Annotated in this window: 14 protein-coding genes; 4 read left to right on the forward strand and 10 right to left on the reverse strand. The window is 32.0% G+C overall.

Features of this window, described 5'->3' with window-relative positions; translation table 11 throughout:
- Positions 1-23: 23 nt before the first annotated feature.
- The 10 genes from ACI9TV_RS03060 to yajC form a co-directional block, all read right to left on the reverse strand.
- Positions 24-335 (reverse strand): bactofilin family protein, encoded by a 312-nt coding sequence (locus tag ACI9TV_RS03060; protein ID WP_415249287.1) that lies wholly within the window; start codon positions 333-335, stop codon positions 24-26.
- Positions 332-1,288, reverse strand: coding sequence for a M23 family metallopeptidase (locus ACI9TV_RS03065; protein WP_415249288.1), 957 nt, complete (start codon positions 1,286-1,288; stop codon positions 332-334). The genes ACI9TV_RS03060 and ACI9TV_RS03065 overlap by 4 nt, the downstream gene beginning before the upstream one ends.
- The gene (locus ACI9TV_RS03070) at positions 1,281-2,438 is read right to left on the reverse strand and encodes a bifunctional folylpolyglutamate synthase/dihydrofolate synthase (protein ID WP_415249289.1); all 1,158 of its coding nucleotides are present in this window, start codon (positions 2,436-2,438) and stop codon (positions 1,281-1,283) included. The genes ACI9TV_RS03065 and ACI9TV_RS03070 overlap by 8 nt, the downstream gene beginning before the upstream one ends.
- Positions 2,438-3,982: a GGDEF domain-containing protein gene (locus ACI9TV_RS03075; RefSeq protein ID WP_415249290.1), complete on the reverse strand. Its 1,545-nt coding sequence runs from the start codon at positions 3,980-3,982 to the stop codon at positions 2,438-2,440. Before ACI9TV_RS03075 ends, ACI9TV_RS03070 begins: the two co-directional genes overlap by 1 nt.
- A 9-nt stretch (positions 3,983-3,991) precedes the next feature.
- Positions 3,992-4,525, reverse strand: coding sequence for a hypothetical protein (locus ACI9TV_RS03080; RefSeq protein WP_415249291.1), 534 nt, complete (start codon positions 4,523-4,525; stop codon positions 3,992-3,994).
- Positions 4,526-4,527: 2 nt separating this feature from the next.
- Complete coding sequence (gene leuS / locus ACI9TV_RS03085; protein ID WP_415249292.1) at positions 4,528-6,978, reverse strand: leucine--tRNA ligase; 2,451 nt, start codon at positions 6,976-6,978, stop codon at positions 4,528-4,530.
- Positions 6,979-6,980: 2 nt separating this feature from the next.
- Positions 6,981-7,319 carry a DUF6394 family protein gene (locus tag ACI9TV_RS03090; RefSeq protein ID WP_415249293.1) on the reverse strand — a complete coding sequence of 113 codons (339 nt, stop codon included), beginning with the start codon at positions 7,317-7,319 and terminating at the stop codon, positions 6,981-6,983.
- 134 nt (positions 7,320-7,453) lie between these two features.
- Positions 7,454-8,425, reverse strand: a complete 972-nt coding sequence (gene secF / locus ACI9TV_RS03095; RefSeq protein ID WP_415249294.1) for a protein translocase subunit SecF — start codon at positions 8,423-8,425, stop codon at positions 7,454-7,456.
- A gap of 2 nt (positions 8,426-8,427) precedes the next feature.
- Positions 8,428-9,993, reverse strand: coding sequence for a protein translocase subunit SecD (gene secD / locus ACI9TV_RS03100; RefSeq protein ID WP_415249295.1), 1,566 nt, complete (start codon positions 9,991-9,993; stop codon positions 8,428-8,430).
- Positions 9,983-10,249, reverse strand: a complete 267-nt coding sequence (yajC, locus tag ACI9TV_RS03105) for a preprotein translocase subunit YajC (RefSeq protein ID WP_415249296.1) — start codon at positions 10,247-10,249, stop codon at positions 9,983-9,985. Before yajC ends, secD begins: the two co-directional genes overlap by 11 nt.
- A 138-nt stretch (positions 10,250-10,387) precedes the next feature.
- Between yajC and ACI9TV_RS03110 the strand changes: the two genes are divergently transcribed.
- Genes ACI9TV_RS03110 through ACI9TV_RS03125 form a run of 4 tightly spaced genes read left to right on the forward strand, consistent with a single transcriptional unit; the run spans position 10,388 to position 16,201 of the window.
- Positions 10,388-12,382, forward strand: a complete 1,995-nt coding sequence (locus ACI9TV_RS03110) for a diguanylate cyclase (RefSeq protein ID WP_415249297.1) — start codon at positions 10,388-10,390, stop codon at positions 12,380-12,382.
- 3 nt (positions 12,383-12,385) lie between these two features.
- The gene (locus ACI9TV_RS03115; protein ID WP_415249298.1) at positions 12,386-14,239 is read left to right on the forward strand and encodes a 7TM diverse intracellular signaling domain-containing protein; all 1,854 of its coding nucleotides are present in this window, start codon (positions 12,386-12,388) and stop codon (positions 14,237-14,239) included.
- Positions 14,236-14,928, forward strand: coding sequence for a response regulator transcription factor (locus ACI9TV_RS03120; protein ID WP_415249299.1), 693 nt, complete (start codon positions 14,236-14,238; stop codon positions 14,926-14,928). Before ACI9TV_RS03115 ends, ACI9TV_RS03120 begins: the two co-directional genes overlap by 4 nt.
- 37 nt (positions 14,929-14,965) lie before the next feature.
- The gene (locus ACI9TV_RS03125; protein ID WP_415249300.1) at positions 14,966-16,201 is read left to right on the forward strand and encodes an apolipoprotein N-acyltransferase; all 1,236 of its coding nucleotides are present in this window, start codon (positions 14,966-14,968) and stop codon (positions 16,199-16,201) included.
- The last annotated feature ends 6 nt before the right edge of the window (positions 16,202-16,207 follow it).

Consider the following 16,207-nt stretch of genomic DNA (forward strand, 5'->3'; position numbering starts at 1 on the left):
CTATTTCCTAAAAATCCAAGTACTTATGACTTAGCTAAATCGATTTTTTTCTTTGTAGGTGCAGACTCAATATCTTTAACAATACTATTTCCTTCAAATACACCTTTTGATTCAATAACAAGTTCCGCAGACTCAATAGTACCACTTACCCGTCCAGCTGATTTTATCTCAACTATCTCAGCATTAATAGTTCCTTCAACATAGCCTTGAACCACTAATCTCTTTGTTATGAGATCACCTTTGATATGTCCATGTTTACCCACATTAACTTCATTTTTAGAGTTAATAGAACCTTCAAAATCTCCGTCTACATATAAGTTACATGTTAGGGTCATTTCCCCTTTGATGGAGGAACCGGTAGTGATGATGGTTGTGCTCGAGTCGGTTTTAGTACTTTGATGTGTGCTGTCGCCGTTATTAAAGATTGCCATGGTATTTTCTTTTCCTTTTCAAATATTTCATTATAATTTTGTGCATTCCATTTTACAAACCGAAATGGATTAACAGGTCGTGACATGAACTGTACTTCATAGTGTAAATGTGGGCCACTACTCATACCGGAATTACCCGTATATGCAATCAAGTCACCTTTTTTTACAAATGTACCTGATTTTATCACAACTTTCTTTAAATGCCCGTACAAAGTCTTAAATCCATAGTTATGCTTTAAAATCACAAGTCTTCCATAACCACTTTTTTTATGGTACCCAGCATACTCTACCATCGCATCAGCCGTAGCATATACTGGTGTTTTCATCTTGGCTTTCATATCTGAGCCACGATGGAATTCTCTTCTTTTTAATTTTGGATGGTGTCGATATCCAAACTTACTTGTTATACCCATGTATTTAATAGGTGAACCGCTTGGGATAAACTGTAACATAGTTACCATATCTTCAGAATTTAGTTTTGCTAAGTCCACTCTCTCTTGTAATGGCATATCTTCAATAGGAGAGATCCCTATTAAACTCTCAATCTCACTCAAAGAATGTGACATTTTATCTAACTCTTTTTTCTTGTCTGCTAACTTCTCTTGTGTACCTTGTATATGGCTATTTAAGTCTTTATTTTTTTCTTGAAGTTTAGTAAAATCATTTTGTTCTTTGAGTCTTTTCACTTCTATAGCATCTACTTGATAATCCAAATAAACGATTGTACCTATAGATATAAGTCCTAATGTTCCTAAAAATAATGTAGCATACAAAAAAGCTTGTTTTACAAAATGGTGAAGGTTATATTGCTTTACACCATTATCATCATGAATGGTAACTGTAAAATGGTTATTCACTTGACTCCCTCATTCTCTGTAAAAATTCTTCAACTACTGAAAAAGAGCCGAAAACTAAATACTTTTTATCAGTATCAATTACTTTAAAAGTTTTGTATTTTATCTCTAAATCTGTTAAAGTTGTTTGAAGAAGCTCTATTGCTTCGATTCTTTCACCCTTTATGTTGATAATTTCTACATTCTTAATGATTGGTTTTAAAATTTGAAGTATTTTTTTATAATCCTTATCTTTATAGGTGTTATACACTAGTGTGTATTTTTTTCCATTTAAAGCATTCAAGATTGACTTAGCTGCCAATGGATTATGCCCAACATCCACAATTATATTATCTCTAAAGTAAGTCAATCTTCCAAAAAGTTTGGAGTTTTTAAAATATTCGCTTTTATAGGGAAGCTTTAAAAAATTCAAGCATGCCATAGCCAGCTTTAAATTATCTTCTAAATATTTTACTAATTCTAACTCTTTGGATATCATTTTTATATTGGAAAGATCTTGTTTTTTTATAAATGTATCAAGAGCATAAATTGCAATATTTTTTTCTTCTATCATACTCTGTGCAATATTATCTATATCAATGTACTTTTGTTTTGCCATGATTGCAATATTTTGTACGGCACCTAGCTTTTCTCTTGCTATGCTACTTATATCACTCCCTAAAAAACTTTCATGATCATAAGCAATGGGAGTTACAAGGGTAAGTCTTTTTGGGAATACTGCTGTAGCATCATGTATCCCACCGAGTCCCGCTTCAAGGACTATATAATCACAATCATTAAAGACAAGTCTTGCCAGTAATGTTGTGTACTCAAAAAATGAAAGAGAATCTGAATCTTCACGTGTTAGGAGTGTTTGTAGTTTTTCATGTGTTGCTTGAAGTGATACATCGCTAACATTTTTACCATCCATCCAAATTCTTTCATTAAATTCTAAAATATGAGGGGAAGTATAATGTGCTGTTTTATAGCCCATATTGTGTAGTGCAGTAGCTAAAAATCTACCCGTGGTACCTTTGCCATTTGTTCCCACTATATGAATAGTATTTGTCTGCGTAAAATGAGATTTTATTTTTTCATACACTCTTGGCATACGCGTATAATCTATTTCAGTATAATAGAGAGGTTTATCAGATAAAAAGAATTCTAATGACATTATTTTTTATATGCAACCTGATTGCGACCATTTGTTTTTGCAGTATATAAATATTCATCAGCAGATTTAATTGCTGCATCATAGCTTACATGCTTTTTTCTCTCAGCCACACCAGAACTAACTGTAACTTCAATTCTTTGGCCTTTATACATAAATCTTGCTTTTTGTACATGTTTACGCACTTTTTCAGCGAAGACGACACCACCTTTTGTATCTGTTGCACTAAGGATAGCCATAAATTCTTCACCACCAAAGCGGCCTACAATATCTTCTGTTCTAGCCTCATTTTTGAGAATTTTTGCAAAAGCAGTGAGTATAGCATCTCCAGCATCATGCCCATAGTTATCGTTGACACTTTTAAATTTATCAAGATCAAACATAATAATAGAAAAGTTATGTCCATGTCTTTTAAATTCTGCTTCTTTTATTTCTAAAAGTTCATCAAGTGCTCTTCTATTGTATAATTTTGTTAAAAAATCTTCTTTTGATTCTTGTCTTGAAGCTTCTAGTTCTGCTTCAAGTGTTGCAATTTTTTTAGCTAACTGATTCACTTCACCGCTATGGTCTTTTAAGTCTTTACTCAGTAATTTCGTATTTTGTTCCAAAGCTAAAGCTATTGTGAAAAGCTTTTTATGCGCAACTTTGAAGTTAGTTGTTTCTTGCGTATTGTATTGTTCTAATTCTTCTTTTATTTTTTGAATTTCTATAGTTGAGCTATCTGACTTTTCTATCATATCTATAAGACGTAAAGAAAGTTTATCTAATACGCCATCTATAGACTCAACCATCTCTTTAACACTATCTTTATCTAATGCTATTCTCAAGGATATTGCAGCTTTTATTTCTTGCGCAATGCTAACGCTATCTAAAAGCTCTGGATTTGTTCGTATTTTATTACTTACACTTGCTATTTTATCATTTACACTCGAGGCAATGGAAGGAACTAAAGAAGAAATAAGCAAAGACGAAATTTTAGAAAGGTTTACAGAAGAACTTGTAGTATCAGAACCACCAAGGTTCAGGTTTTGTATGCTGTCTTTTAAGTTTTTTGTATCCATAACACCATAAGAAGATAAGGTTTGTAAAAAAGTATCATCATACGTTGTTAAAAAATTAACCCATGACTGTCTGTATTGCTCTAGCTGCGATGGATTTGGTGAAGAGTTTAACAAATCAATACTTTTTTGTGCTAAGTCACTTGCTTCTTTATTATGGAGTACTGAAACAACTTGTAGTATCCTTTTACCCAAAAGTGTTTGAGCATCCAGCATTTGAGCACAATGACTAGGACTTGTTCTATTGAGCTTAGCAATCATAAATCTTGCTAATTCATGCATAGTTTTTATTCTGTAGTGTTTAAGTTCTTCTTGAAATTCTTTATTCATGCTCTTTTGAAGTCTATCTACATGGTTACAGTCATCCGTTGTCATTCCAGCTTTTTGTGCTTCTTTACAGAATGCTTCTGCATAAAAATCAGGTGTTAAAAGTTTACCTTCTAATTCTAGACGCTTAATAGCTTTTTTAATAATACTTTGCATTGTCATATTGATTCCTTACTTTAAACTCTCTTTTGGCTTATCTTTATTTTTTTTTGCTCTTGCACCTTCTGCTGAAACTTTTGCTACAAATGATTTTATTGCCTTTACTGAGGAAAATTTAATTGCATCGAATCTTTCTTTATCGGTAATTACTGCATTTGGTGTGATACTGAAATCGTATGTTCCTTTGACATTATAGTTTTTACTTATATTTTTTGTTGTACGTAGAATCTTTAAACTAACCGTAGTTCTATATGCCACAATAAAACCATCTGAGTCATATTGAATTGGTAAATAAGATGGGTCTGACAATCCTAATAATAAATGTGTCTGAGAAATATTTTCAGGTACTAAAGAAGCATGAAAAACCTTAATAATAGCAGCATCAACCGCATCTTTAATAATTACTGTATTTTCTGGGTCAATAAGAGATATTGTAACACTTGTACTTATTTTTTCCCCAACAACTCCACGAGAAAATTTAGCACTAGGTTTATAGCCACATCCACTCAGAAGTAATGCTACGAGTAAAAAATAAATAAACTTCATCTTTAGCCTTTGACCACTATATTTACTAGTTTTTTAGGAACCACTATCTCTTTAACAATAGTCTTATCTTCTAACCATTTAGAGGCCGCCTCTTTTGCAAGACTTATAATATCTTCTTTACTCGCATCAGTAGCTACTTCTATCTCCGCTCTTCTCTTTCCGTTAATAGATACTCCAAGAGTAATACTATCTTCAACAAACACTTCATCTAAAACTACTTGTGGATTCAAGTTGTTTAATCCAAAATACTTATCACTAATCTCATAAGCAATATGAGGAATAACAGGTTCCATAATCGAAGCTAAAATCCAATATCCTTCAGACCATACATCTGAATTCTCTTGAGTATTTAAAGCATTCATAGCTTCCATCACACCAGCTATCATAGTGTTAAATGTATGTCTTTCATTATACACCTCATTTGCACGAACTAATGCTTCATACACTTTTTTACGAGCAAATTTTTCATCTTTAGAAAGTGATGCATGTTCGATAATTGGAATACTTTCACAAGCTACAATATTTGAACTTCTCTCATAAAATCTCTTAATGAATTTGTACGAACCTTCCACTCCACTATCGTTCCATTCTAGCTCTTGTGTTGGTGGTGCTGCAAAAAGTATAAATAATCTTGCAGTATCTGCACCGTACTTTTCTATTAGCTCATCAGGATCAACTGTATTACCTTTAGATTTTGACATTTTAGAACCATCTTTAAGAACCATACCTTGTGTAAGAAGGTTATCAAATGGTTCATCAAAATCTAAGTATCCCAAATCACGAAATACTTTGGTAAAAAAACGTGCATAAAGTAGGTGAAGAACAGCATGTTCAATCCCACCAATGTAATGATCAACTCCCATCCAGTATTTTATTTGTTCTGCTGAGAAAGCTTCTTTTTCCCAGTTCTCAGGTGATGCACAAAAACGTAAAAAGTACCAAGAAGATTCTACAAAAGTATCCATAGTATCTGTTTCACGTACTGCATCTTTTCCACACTCTGGACAAGCACAATGCTTCCAAGTTGGGTGGTTATCTAGTGGGTTTCCTTCACCAGTTATTTCAACATCCTCAGGTAATGCTATAGGAAGATTTTCTTTTTTCTCCATCACTAAACCACATGAGTCACAATGAACAAAAGGAATTGGTGCGCCCCAGTATCTTTGACGACTTACACCCCAGTCTTTGAGTTTATAGTTCGTAGTCTTTTTACCAATGTTATTTTCTTCAAAATACTTAATGATGTTGTACTGAGATTTTTTAGAGTTCATTCCATCAAATTCGCCAGAATTAAATAATGCACCGACTTCAGTATAAGCTTTGCCATCTTCTAATTCACCATCAAACGGCTTTATAACTGCGTTGATTTCTAAGTCATATTTCTTTGCAAAATCATAATCTCTGTCATCATGAGCAGGAACAGCCATAACAGCACCAGAACCATAGTCCATAAGTACAAAGTTAGCTATCCAAACTGGAACTGATTTACCTGTAAGTGGGTGAAGTACATTTAAACCAAGTGCAATACCAGACTTTTCTTTTTGTCTGTCAATAGACGATGCACTTTTCATTGTTTTTATTTCAGATATAACAGCATCACTTAAAAGATTATTCTCAATCATATAAGTCACAATTGCATGTTCTGGAGCAAGTGCTGTATAACTCACACCATAAATAGTATCTGGACGAGTTGTAAATACATCAAAACTATCAAACTTTGAGTCTAATTTACTTTTAGACTCTTCATCAAAAAATAAGTCAAACGCTAAACCATTTGACTTTCCAATCCAATTATCTTGCATAGTTAGAACTTGTTTTGGCCAACCATTTTCAAGCTTTTTTAAATCATCTATAAGTTCATCAGCATATTGCGTGATTTTGAAGTAATACTGATTCATATCTTTTTTGACAACCTCAGTATCACATCTCCAACAACAACCATCAATCACTTGCTCATTTGCAAGAACTGTTTGGTCATGCGGACACCAATTTAAGAGTCCCTTTTCACGATAAAGAAGACCTTTTTCATACATGTCAATAATAAAAGACTGTTCAAACTTTGTATACAATTCATCAGAAGTAGCCATTTCTCTTTTTTTAGAGAATGAAAAACCTAAAGATGCAAATTCTTTTTTCATATAGTCTATGTTGTCATACGTCCAACCCTTAGGATGTGAACCATTTTTTATAGCTGCATTTTCAGCTGGCATTCCAAAACTGTCAAAACCGATTGGGTGGAGTACGTTGAAATTTTGCTGACGATAGTAACGTGCAAGAGCATCAGAAATAGAATAATTTCTTACATGACCCATATGTAGTCTTCCACTTGGGAAGGGGAACATACTCAATATATATTTTTTCTCTTTTGTAAAATCTTCACTAGGCTCAAAACTATCATTCTCTACCCAATAATTTTGCCACTTTTTTTCTATTTCTTTTGAATTATATTCCAATTTTAATACTCATCTCTTGATTTTGAACTCTCAATGTAAACTAGTCCCATTGAGAAAAGGTTTGCAATTAATGCACCAAGAGTAAGCGCTATTGCCCACTCTAAATTTCCAACTATTTCCAGATATATAAAGGCAGGAATAAGGTGTAAATCAGCTACTAATGAGGAAGCTAGTAATTCTGCTGAAAGAAGGTTTCTCACACCAATTTTCAAAAATGTAGAAACAAGATTTAAACTAGCTGCAACAAAAAGTGCTACAGCGCTATGCTCATATAAAAAGCCAACTATGGAAGTCAAACTCATTAAAGAGAAAAATACATATATTACTTTACCCCAATCCATACCAATACCTTTGTGATTAAATTAATTAGGTAGATTATACAAAAAGTATCTTAAGGAGTGACTGAAGAGGGTATTTATTTGGCTTATAGCCCTCTTTAAAAGAGGGTAGAGTTATTTCAATAAAGCGTTATTATTTACATAACTCCAGATTCGTACTGATCACGCATACGTTGTTTATCTGTTTCTCTTTTTGCTTTGGCTGCAAGTTTAACATGATAATTTCTCACATCAAAACCGAACCAAATAAGAGTCGGTGAAGCAACAAATATTGATGAATATGTTCCAACTACAATACCAACTAAAAGTGTAAATGCAAATGGATGAATAATTTCACCACCAAACATAAACAGTGTAAATACAACAAAGAAAGTCGTAAGTGACGTTAAAGTTGTTCTTGCTAATGTTCTCGTAATAGATTCATTGACAATAGCTGTCAAATCAGTCTTTTTAGAAGTTGTCACACCCTCACGGATCCTATCAAATACGATGATAGTATCATTGAGTGAATAACCAAGGATTGTTAAAAGTGCTGCTAAAACATCAAGGTTTACATCTAAACCCACAAGAGTGATAGCACCAAGAGCAATAGAAACATCATGTACAAGTGCAATGATAGAAGCAACAGCAAAACGCCATTCAAATCTAAATGCTACATAAATAAGAATTCCCATCATTGCTAAGAGCATTGACATAATCCCTTTTTCTTTAAGCTCCGCACCAACAGTTGGACCAACTATGTCAACACGACGCACTTCAAAGTTACCAGTTCCTTGTAATGCTTCTCTTGTAATATCTCCGATATCTACACTTACATCACCTGTTGTAGTCTTCATACGAATAACTACCTCATCAGGTGAACCAAATTCAGTTATAGATGCATTTGCAAAAATCTCATTCGTCTTAAGCTTTTCTCGCATATTGTTAATTGGTGCTGTAGTATCATACTTTACCTGAACAATAGTTCCACCTGCAAAATCTACACCATAATTTAGACCTTTAGTTGCAAGAAGCACAAGTGAGGATAAAACTAAAAATATTGAAAATACTAAGGCAAATTTCGACTTGCCCATAAAATTAAAGGTTCTTGTATATTTGAAAAATTCCATAATTAACCTTTAATTCCAAACCAAAAACGGTTGTTTTTAGATTTTTGTATTTTGTTCTCTAACATTTCGTAAATTCCGTGTGTACCAAGGATTGCAGTAAGCATTGAAGCTAAAATACCTATACTTATAGTAATTGCAAAACCTTTAATCGCACCAGTTCCATATGCATAAAGAACTACAGCCGCAATAAGCGTTGTAATATTTGCATCTAAAATCGCGCGCATAGCGTTTGAATATCCATCTTCAATTGCTTTGTGCATTGACTTACCTTCATACACTAATTCACGAATTCTCTCCGAGATAATAACATTCGCATCAACTGCCATACCAACGGTCAGGACAATACCTGCCATACCTGGTAATGTCAATGTAGCTCCAAAGAGACTCATTACAGCTAAAATAATAAATAAGTTTGCAATCAATGCAATATTTGCGATTACACCTGCCATACGATAATAAAACACCATAAAGATGATTACTAAAATAAATCCACCTATCAAAGCGATCATACTTGCCTTTATAGAATCAGCACCCAAACTTGGTCCAACTGAACGTTTTTCCATTAAGTAAATTGGAGCGAGTAAAGCACCCGAACGTAAAGCAATAGCTAAGTCTTTTGCTTCCATAACAGTATAGTTTCCAGAAATCTGTCCAGAACCACCACCGATACGCTCATTAATAACTGGATCAGAATATACTTTTCCATCAAGAACAACAGCTAATCTTTTTCCAACACTTTTACCGGTAAAATCACCAAATATTTCAGCACCTTCAGCATTTAACTTAAAGTTAATCTGTGGACGATTATTTTGATCAAACCCCATATTCGCATCTATTAGCATTCCACCATCTAAAATAGGAATTTCACGGACAAGGTGCTTAATCTGAGGATTTTTAGCATCTTCTAAAATTATATCGCCGTATTCTCTAGCATCACCATTACTCATAGTATATACACGAGCGGCTCTGTCTTCATCAACAGCCATAAGTTCCAGTTTTGCAGAACGAGAAATAAGCTCACGAGCACGTTGTTCTTCTTCTTGTGTTTTAATCCCAGCTAACTGAACAAGAATTTTTTCTTCACCTTGACGAGCAACGATAGGTTCTGCTAAACCAAATTGATCAAGTCTATTTCTAATCGTTTCTATCGCTTGGCTAATAGCTTCTTTTTCAGTTTTAATAATTTCTTCGGGTGTGAGACTTAAAGAAAATGCTTCACCATTTACAGATACATCTGCTCCCTCGATTTCTGCTAAAAACTCTTTAACTTGAACAACATCATCTTCATCTAAAAGAGCAAACGACACACTTGTTTCATCAAACTGAAGTTCGTCAAGTAAAATATCTTTACGATCAGCATAATGCTGAATGCTTGCCGCCGTAGATTTTATACGACTCTTTGTAGCTTCTTCTGTTTTTACACCAAGAAGCATATGGAGTCCACCTTGAAGATCAAGTCCAAGCGTTACTTTTTTTCCATCTTCCATCTGCAAAAGAGATGGTGCTGAAAAAAATAAACCAAAGCTTATCGCTAAAGCGAAGACAACTATGCGATAATTAAGCTTCATCCTCGTACTTTTTCGCAATAGAGTCTCTAGTGATTTGAGCAATTGTATCAGTGTTTACTTTTACACTTAAAAACTTTTCTTCAACTTTACTTATCGTTACTATGAATCCACCATTAGTAATAACTTTATCGCCTTTAGTAAGTGCTTCTATCATTGCTTGTCTAGCCTTAGCCTCTTTTTGTTGTGGGCGTATAATTACAAAATACATAATTGCAATTAAAAATACGAATGGTAATAGTTGAGTAATGATTTCCATGTTTGGACTTCCTTTGTTTGGTTAAAATTGTCGCGATTATACAAAAAAAACACTAATAAATGACTGAAAGACACTCAGTAAGATATAGCTTATTAAATATGTCATATTTGCTCAATAATCTTGTGTTATACTATTCACATGAAGTGGCTTGTATTATTACTAATTATTAATCTATCTCTTGGTGCTCAAATTAAAGACTACAAATTAGTCCTTCCTTGGAAACATCAATTCCAGTTTGCAGGCTATTATATGGCAAAAGAAAAAGGTTTTTATAAAGATGTAAATCTTAATATAAATATCAAGGAGTATACTTTACAAGGTGATAATGTAAAAGATGTAGCACTTGGAAAGTATGAATTTGGCGTTGGTCATTCCTCTTTAATCCTAGATAAAATAAGTAAATATCAAAATATCCTCTTTCTTAATGCCATTCACCAGTCTTCTCCTTTTGTCTTATTATCCATAAAGTATAAAAACGTAGAAGATATTGTTGGTAAAAAAGTCATGATGAGTAAAGACCAATCTCATACGGCTTCTATAAATGCTATGCTCTATACAAAACAAATTAAAAAAGATAGCTATCAACTTATCGACACTGACTTTACTCTACACAACCTCATTAGCTCTCAGGTGGATTTTATGGAAGCATATATATCTAATGAACCGTATGCTCTCAAAAAAAAAGGGATTGAATCATTTGTTTTAGATCCTAAAGATTACGGTTATGATTTTTATGGGGACATCCTTTTTACCTCCCAAGAAATGATTCAAGATAACAAGCAAGATGTTGATAACTTTATATTGACATCACTACAGGGTTGGAAATATGCATATGAGCATATAGATGAAACTATTGACGTAATCATGAAACATTACAATACGCAAAATAGAACAAAATCAGCTTTACTTTTTGAAGCAAATGCCTTAAAAAAACTCGCTTTTAACGATAATGTAAACTTTGGAGATATCAACCATAGAAAACTTCAAGAAATCACTACTATATACAGACTGCTTGGTCTATTGGAAAATACTGAGAGAATAGACTTTAAGACATTTATATATGGAACTCCAAATGATTTTACCTTTATTATAAATGATGATAAGAATGTAACAAGTATCCTTTTACTAATTCTTGACAATATTTATTTTAAATTCTTATTTTTACTTATTCTTATTATAGTTACTTTAAGTATATTCTTCAATATAAGAACGAAAAAGTTATTACGAAAAAGAGAAAAAGAAATTCAGCTACAAAATAGAATTTTTGATAAAAATATTTGCTCCTCTATAACTGATAAAAATGGTAAAATAACACATGTATCTGAAGCATTTTGTACACTCACGGGCTACTCTAAAGAAGAACTTATACATCAAACACATAGTATATTTAGAGATGCTACTACACCTAATGAGATATACAAAGACTTATGGTTTAGTATTTTAAGCGGACATACTTGGAAGGGTGAAATGCAAAATGTCAAAAAGGACAAGACTATATACTGGATAAACCTCATAATTACACCCATTGTAAATGAGGATGATTCATTGACTTCCTTTGAAGCAATAGTACAAGATATAACACTTAAAAAAGTGCTTGAAGAATTTAATCATAAATTAGAAAAAGAAGTAAAAAAACAAACATATATATTAGAGCAACTTGCGATGACAGATAAACTTACTGGCTTATACAATAGGCTAAAAATTGACGAAGACTTAGCATCCAATTACACTAACTTTAGAAAATTTAATGAAAACTTTTCTGTTATTATTATAGATATTGATCATTTCAAGGATGTTAATGACACCTACGGGCATCAAGTTGGAGATATTATTTTACAAGAGGTAACTAAAGAAATAAAAAATAGTATCCGATTAACAGATACCCTTGGTCGTTGGGGTGGCGAAGAGTTCATGGTAATTTGTCCTTTAACAGATAAAGAAAAGGCTTATGAAGTTGCTCATAAAATCAGATTAGCTATAGAAAATTATACATTTTCTAGAGTTAAAAAGCTCACTATATCTGCTGGTGTGAGTGATATAATTCTTTCCCAAGATGTTGAGCAAATGGTTAGTTACGCAGACACGGTTTTATACAACGCGAAACATTCTGGTCGCAATCAAGTAGGGAGATAAACTATGCTAAAGCTATTAGTATTTTTATCTTTTTTTACTTTTTTAAATGCTTCCATTCTTGAGTTAAATTATGCTCAAAAGAAATTTGAAAACTTCACTTTATCTTATCTACTAGATAAAAACTCAAATCTAACATTGCAACAAGTCAAAGAAATGCAATTTAAAACTATCAACAACAAACATGCTTTTAATGGTCATACAGGAACCAGTTGGTACAAAATAAAATTCAATAACATTACAGATATAAAACAAAAAATCTACTTGCATAATAATTTTGCTTATTTTTTTAAAGAGATTAGTATTTTTGAAGTACTTGACGGTACATTGTTTGATCAAAATAAATACAATATTTTAGATTCATCATCCGAAAATGAACTTACCGGTTCCATTTTAATTTATGAAACCACAGTTCTTCCTCATTCTACAAAAGAAATATTTCTAAAAAATCTACCTATGGTTAGTAATTTATTAGATTTAAATATATACGATAAAAAGTCATCTATTGATGCTCTTATTCAATCTTCTATTTACTCAATAATGATAGTTTCAATCATGCTTACACTTGCTTTTTATAATGCAACACTCTACTTCTTTAATAAAAGAAAAGAATTTTTATTCTATGCACTTTATATGATTACACCAGCTATAGGACTTACGTATAAATACGGAATTATTTTTCGTCATTTTCATTTGTATGGGGAGGATACATATTGGTTAAACCTTACTGCTATAGTTTTGAACGCATTTCTAGCTCTTTTTCTCATACAAACTTTAAATACAAAAATACTAAGTAAAAGAATCCACAACTTACTGCAAAGTATTATCATCTTTGTTAGTATTAATATCCTCATAGCGTTCTTTATAAACTTAACATTTGCTATTGAAGTATTTAAATTAATATTTGTCTATACACTTCTTGTTATGCTATACCTTAGTTATTATCTTTTTAGAGTTTCTCATCCATTAACAAAGATCTTTATTACAGCATATAGCTTTTACTTTACTGGAATGATTATAACAATTCTAGCTATGTCAGGTGTAATAGAACTGAATTTCTTCACGTTTCACTCTGGAGGAATTGGTCTTATCATGGAAGGTTTATTCTTTTCTTACTTAATGCATTACAATGTAAAAAATTTAGAACGAGAGATACGTAAACAAAGAGATATTATTATTACAAAAAATAAAAAAGCTCAGATTGGCGAAATGGTAAATGCCATTACCCATCAATGGAAACAACCAATTAGTAGAGTTGCCTCTATTACAACACTTTTAGAATTTCAAATCAATCAAAAAACTGAAATTAGCACTATATACTTGCAAGATAAAATCTCTCAAATTAATTCAAATATATTTTTCCTAAACGATACAATAGATGATTTTAAAGATTTCTTCAATCCTAATATAACTGGTAAAAAACATTCTCTAGAAGCTATAATAAATAAGGCCGTCACACTGAGTCTAGATGATACAGTTGTAAAAAATATCTCTATCAATGTCGACATAAACTTCAATAAAAAAGTAAAAATACATAGCAATGAAATATTGCATATCTTACTCAACATTATCCAAAACTCAAAAGAGGCATTTAAAGATAATGTGCGTGATTCAAATATGATTAAAATTATCGGTTTTACAAAAGACAATAAAACATATATAGATATTGTAGATAATGCAGGGGGAATAGATGAAGAAACATTGCCATTTATCTTTAATGAATACTACACAAGTAAAAAAGACAAATCTGGAAGTGGCTTAGGCTTATACCTTACAAAGGTCATTTTAGAAAATCATTTAAAGGGATCAATTGAAGCAAAGAATATTAAAGATGGTGCTATGTTTAGAATTATATTATGAGAAGTAATTTAACACTACTTTATGTAGAAGATGATGTCTTAGTCAGAGAAAATTTCATACAAATTTTCCAATGTTACTTTAGTAATGTTATTAGTACCGATAATGGAATTGATGCATTAGAACTCTATAATAAGAACCATATTGACGTAGCAATACTCGATATTTCAATTCCAGGTATCAATGGGCTTAAGGTAGCTACAAAAATAAGAGAGTCCAATAGTGATATAGTTTTGTTTATTATCAGTGCGTATTCTGATAAAGATAAATTACTCGAAGCTATCAACCTTAGATTATTTGGATATTTGGTAAAACCTGTAACTTCCAAAGAAATAGATGAGAGCATACAAAAAATTATACACTCATGTGCACAAACGCATTATATAAAACTTTCTATAGAATATTCTTGGAATGAACTTACCCAACACTTACTCTATAATAATATGGAGATAAAGTTAACAAATAATGAGTCTAAAATAGTGCAACTACTCATAAAAAATAAAAATAATTTTTTAAAAGCCCCTACTATACACGAGTTATTATTTTCTAGAGAAGGTTTATCCGATGTCCAAGCTAATAATATTGTTCAAATAATTTCTCGATTTAAAAAGAAAGTATTAAAGCTTTGTCATACTCAAGATTTCTTTATCGAGAATTGTTATGGCTTAGGTTATAAAATAACTATCTCATAATATATACCCTAGTTCTCTGTTTTGCTATAATTATGCCATGATAAAACAATCGATAAACACATACAAATCTACATTACTTTTGCATAACCTCTTTTGGGGAGTCCTTATCTCCCTACTTTTTAGTTCTTTTATTTATTTAGAGCACTTTGGACATACTTTTAAACTCTTGAATACGCTCAGCGCTTTATCTGCTCTAGCCTTACTTTTATATGCAACTAAACGAACTATCTTAATCTCTGGATTTTTTATAGGATTACTTTGGTTTTATTGGATTGGCTATAGTTTTGAATACCAAGGTGTTGGGTTTATGACACCTGTCATTACTGTTAGTTTTGGATTCATTTATTTACTATTTTTTGGAATTTTAGCACTTAGTAACAAAATTTATATACGTGCCCTTTTACTTTTTGGACTGAGTTTTGTTGAACCTTTTGATTGGAACTGGATGCAAATTGAACTTCTTTTTGTTGAGAGCTACATTGGTGTGTCTAAGTATCAACTAGCACTTGTCTTAGCTGGCCTAAGCTTACCTTATTATATTAAAAAGCCTTTTACCTACCTTCCCCTTGTACTCATTGTTTTAGCCTACAACTATAATCCTCCTGAGCAAGAAGAGAGTCAGCTTAAAATAAAACTAGTGCAAACAGATATCAAACAAGAAGATAAATGGCTTAGTAAAACACTCAAACCAACATTGCAAACAATCTCCAGAGAAATACATTCTGCAATCGATAAAAAATATGACATAGTAGTGCTCCCCGAATCTGTATTTCCATTGTTTATGAACCGTAATAAAATTATTTTAAAAAAAGTTCTAGAACTATCACACGATATTGCAATAGTAGCGGGCTCGCTTATTCATGAAAAAGGAAATAGTTATAATGTAACATACATTATGCAAGATGGAAAATACGTTATCGCTAAAAAATTAATTCTTGTACCTTTTGGTGAGTATATCCCACTTCCAAAGTTTGCACAAAAAATTATTAATGATACTTTTTTCTCAGGTCAATCTGACTTCACAAGTGCAAATAGACCAACTGACTTTACCATTAAAGGCGAAGTGTTTAGAAATGCTATTTGCTATGAAGCAACCTGCCAAGAAATCTATGAGGGGGATGTAAAATTCGTCATTGCTACTAGTAATAATGCTTGGTTTTCACCTTCTATTGAACCAACTTTACAAAACCTTTTGATGCGTTATTATGCTCGAAAAAATGGTGTTATTATTTATCATTCAGCTAATTATAAAGGGACTGGCATTGTGAAGTAATCCATT

Source organism: Sulfurimonas sp. (genome assembly GCF_047622445.1).
Taxonomy (GTDB): Bacteria; Campylobacterota; Campylobacteria; order Campylobacterales; family Sulfurimonadaceae; genus Sulfurimonas.

What these genes read in the sequence shown, in the direction of transcription:
- secD (WP_415249295.1), bottom strand. Translation starts at nt 9,993, where the DNA reads ATGAAGCTTAATTATCGCATAGTTGTCTTCGCTTTAGCGATAAGCTTT.
- secF (WP_415249294.1), bottom strand. Translation starts at nt 8,425, where the DNA reads ATGGAATTTTTCAAATATACAAGAACCTTTAATTTTATGGGCAAGTCG.
- yajC (WP_415249296.1), bottom strand. Translation starts at nt 10,249, where the DNA reads ATGGAAATCATTACTCAACTATTACCATTCGTATTTTTAATTGCAATT.
- ACI9TV_RS03075 (WP_415249290.1), bottom strand. Translation starts at nt 3,982, where the DNA reads ATGACAATGCAAAGTATTATTAAAAAAGCTATTAAGCGTCTAGAATTA.
- ACI9TV_RS03115 (WP_415249298.1), top strand. Translation starts at nt 12,386, where the DNA reads ATGCTAAAGCTATTAGTATTTTTATCTTTTTTTACTTTTTTAAATGCT.
- ACI9TV_RS03080 (WP_415249291.1), bottom strand. Translation starts at nt 4,525, where the DNA reads ATGAAGTTTATTTATTTTTTACTCGTAGCATTACTTCTGAGTGGATGT.
- ACI9TV_RS03125 (WP_415249300.1), top strand. Translation starts at nt 14,966, where the DNA reads ATGATAAAACAATCGATAAACACATACAAATCTACATTACTTTTGCAT.
- ACI9TV_RS03090 (WP_415249293.1), bottom strand. Translation starts at nt 7,319, where the DNA reads ATGGATTGGGGTAAAGTAATATATGTATTTTTCTCTTTAATGAGTTTG.
- ACI9TV_RS03110 (WP_415249297.1), top strand. Translation starts at nt 10,388, where the DNA reads ATGAAGTGGCTTGTATTATTACTAATTATTAATCTATCTCTTGGTGCT.
- ACI9TV_RS03120 (WP_415249299.1), top strand. Translation starts at nt 14,236, where the DNA reads ATGAGAAGTAATTTAACACTACTTTATGTAGAAGATGATGTCTTAGTC.
- ACI9TV_RS03070 (WP_415249289.1), bottom strand. Translation starts at nt 2,438, where the DNA reads ATGTCATTAGAATTCTTTTTATCTGATAAACCTCTCTATTATACTGAA.
- ACI9TV_RS03060 (WP_415249287.1), bottom strand. Translation starts at nt 335, where the DNA reads ATGACCCTAACATGTAACTTATATGTAGACGGAGATTTTGAAGGTTCT.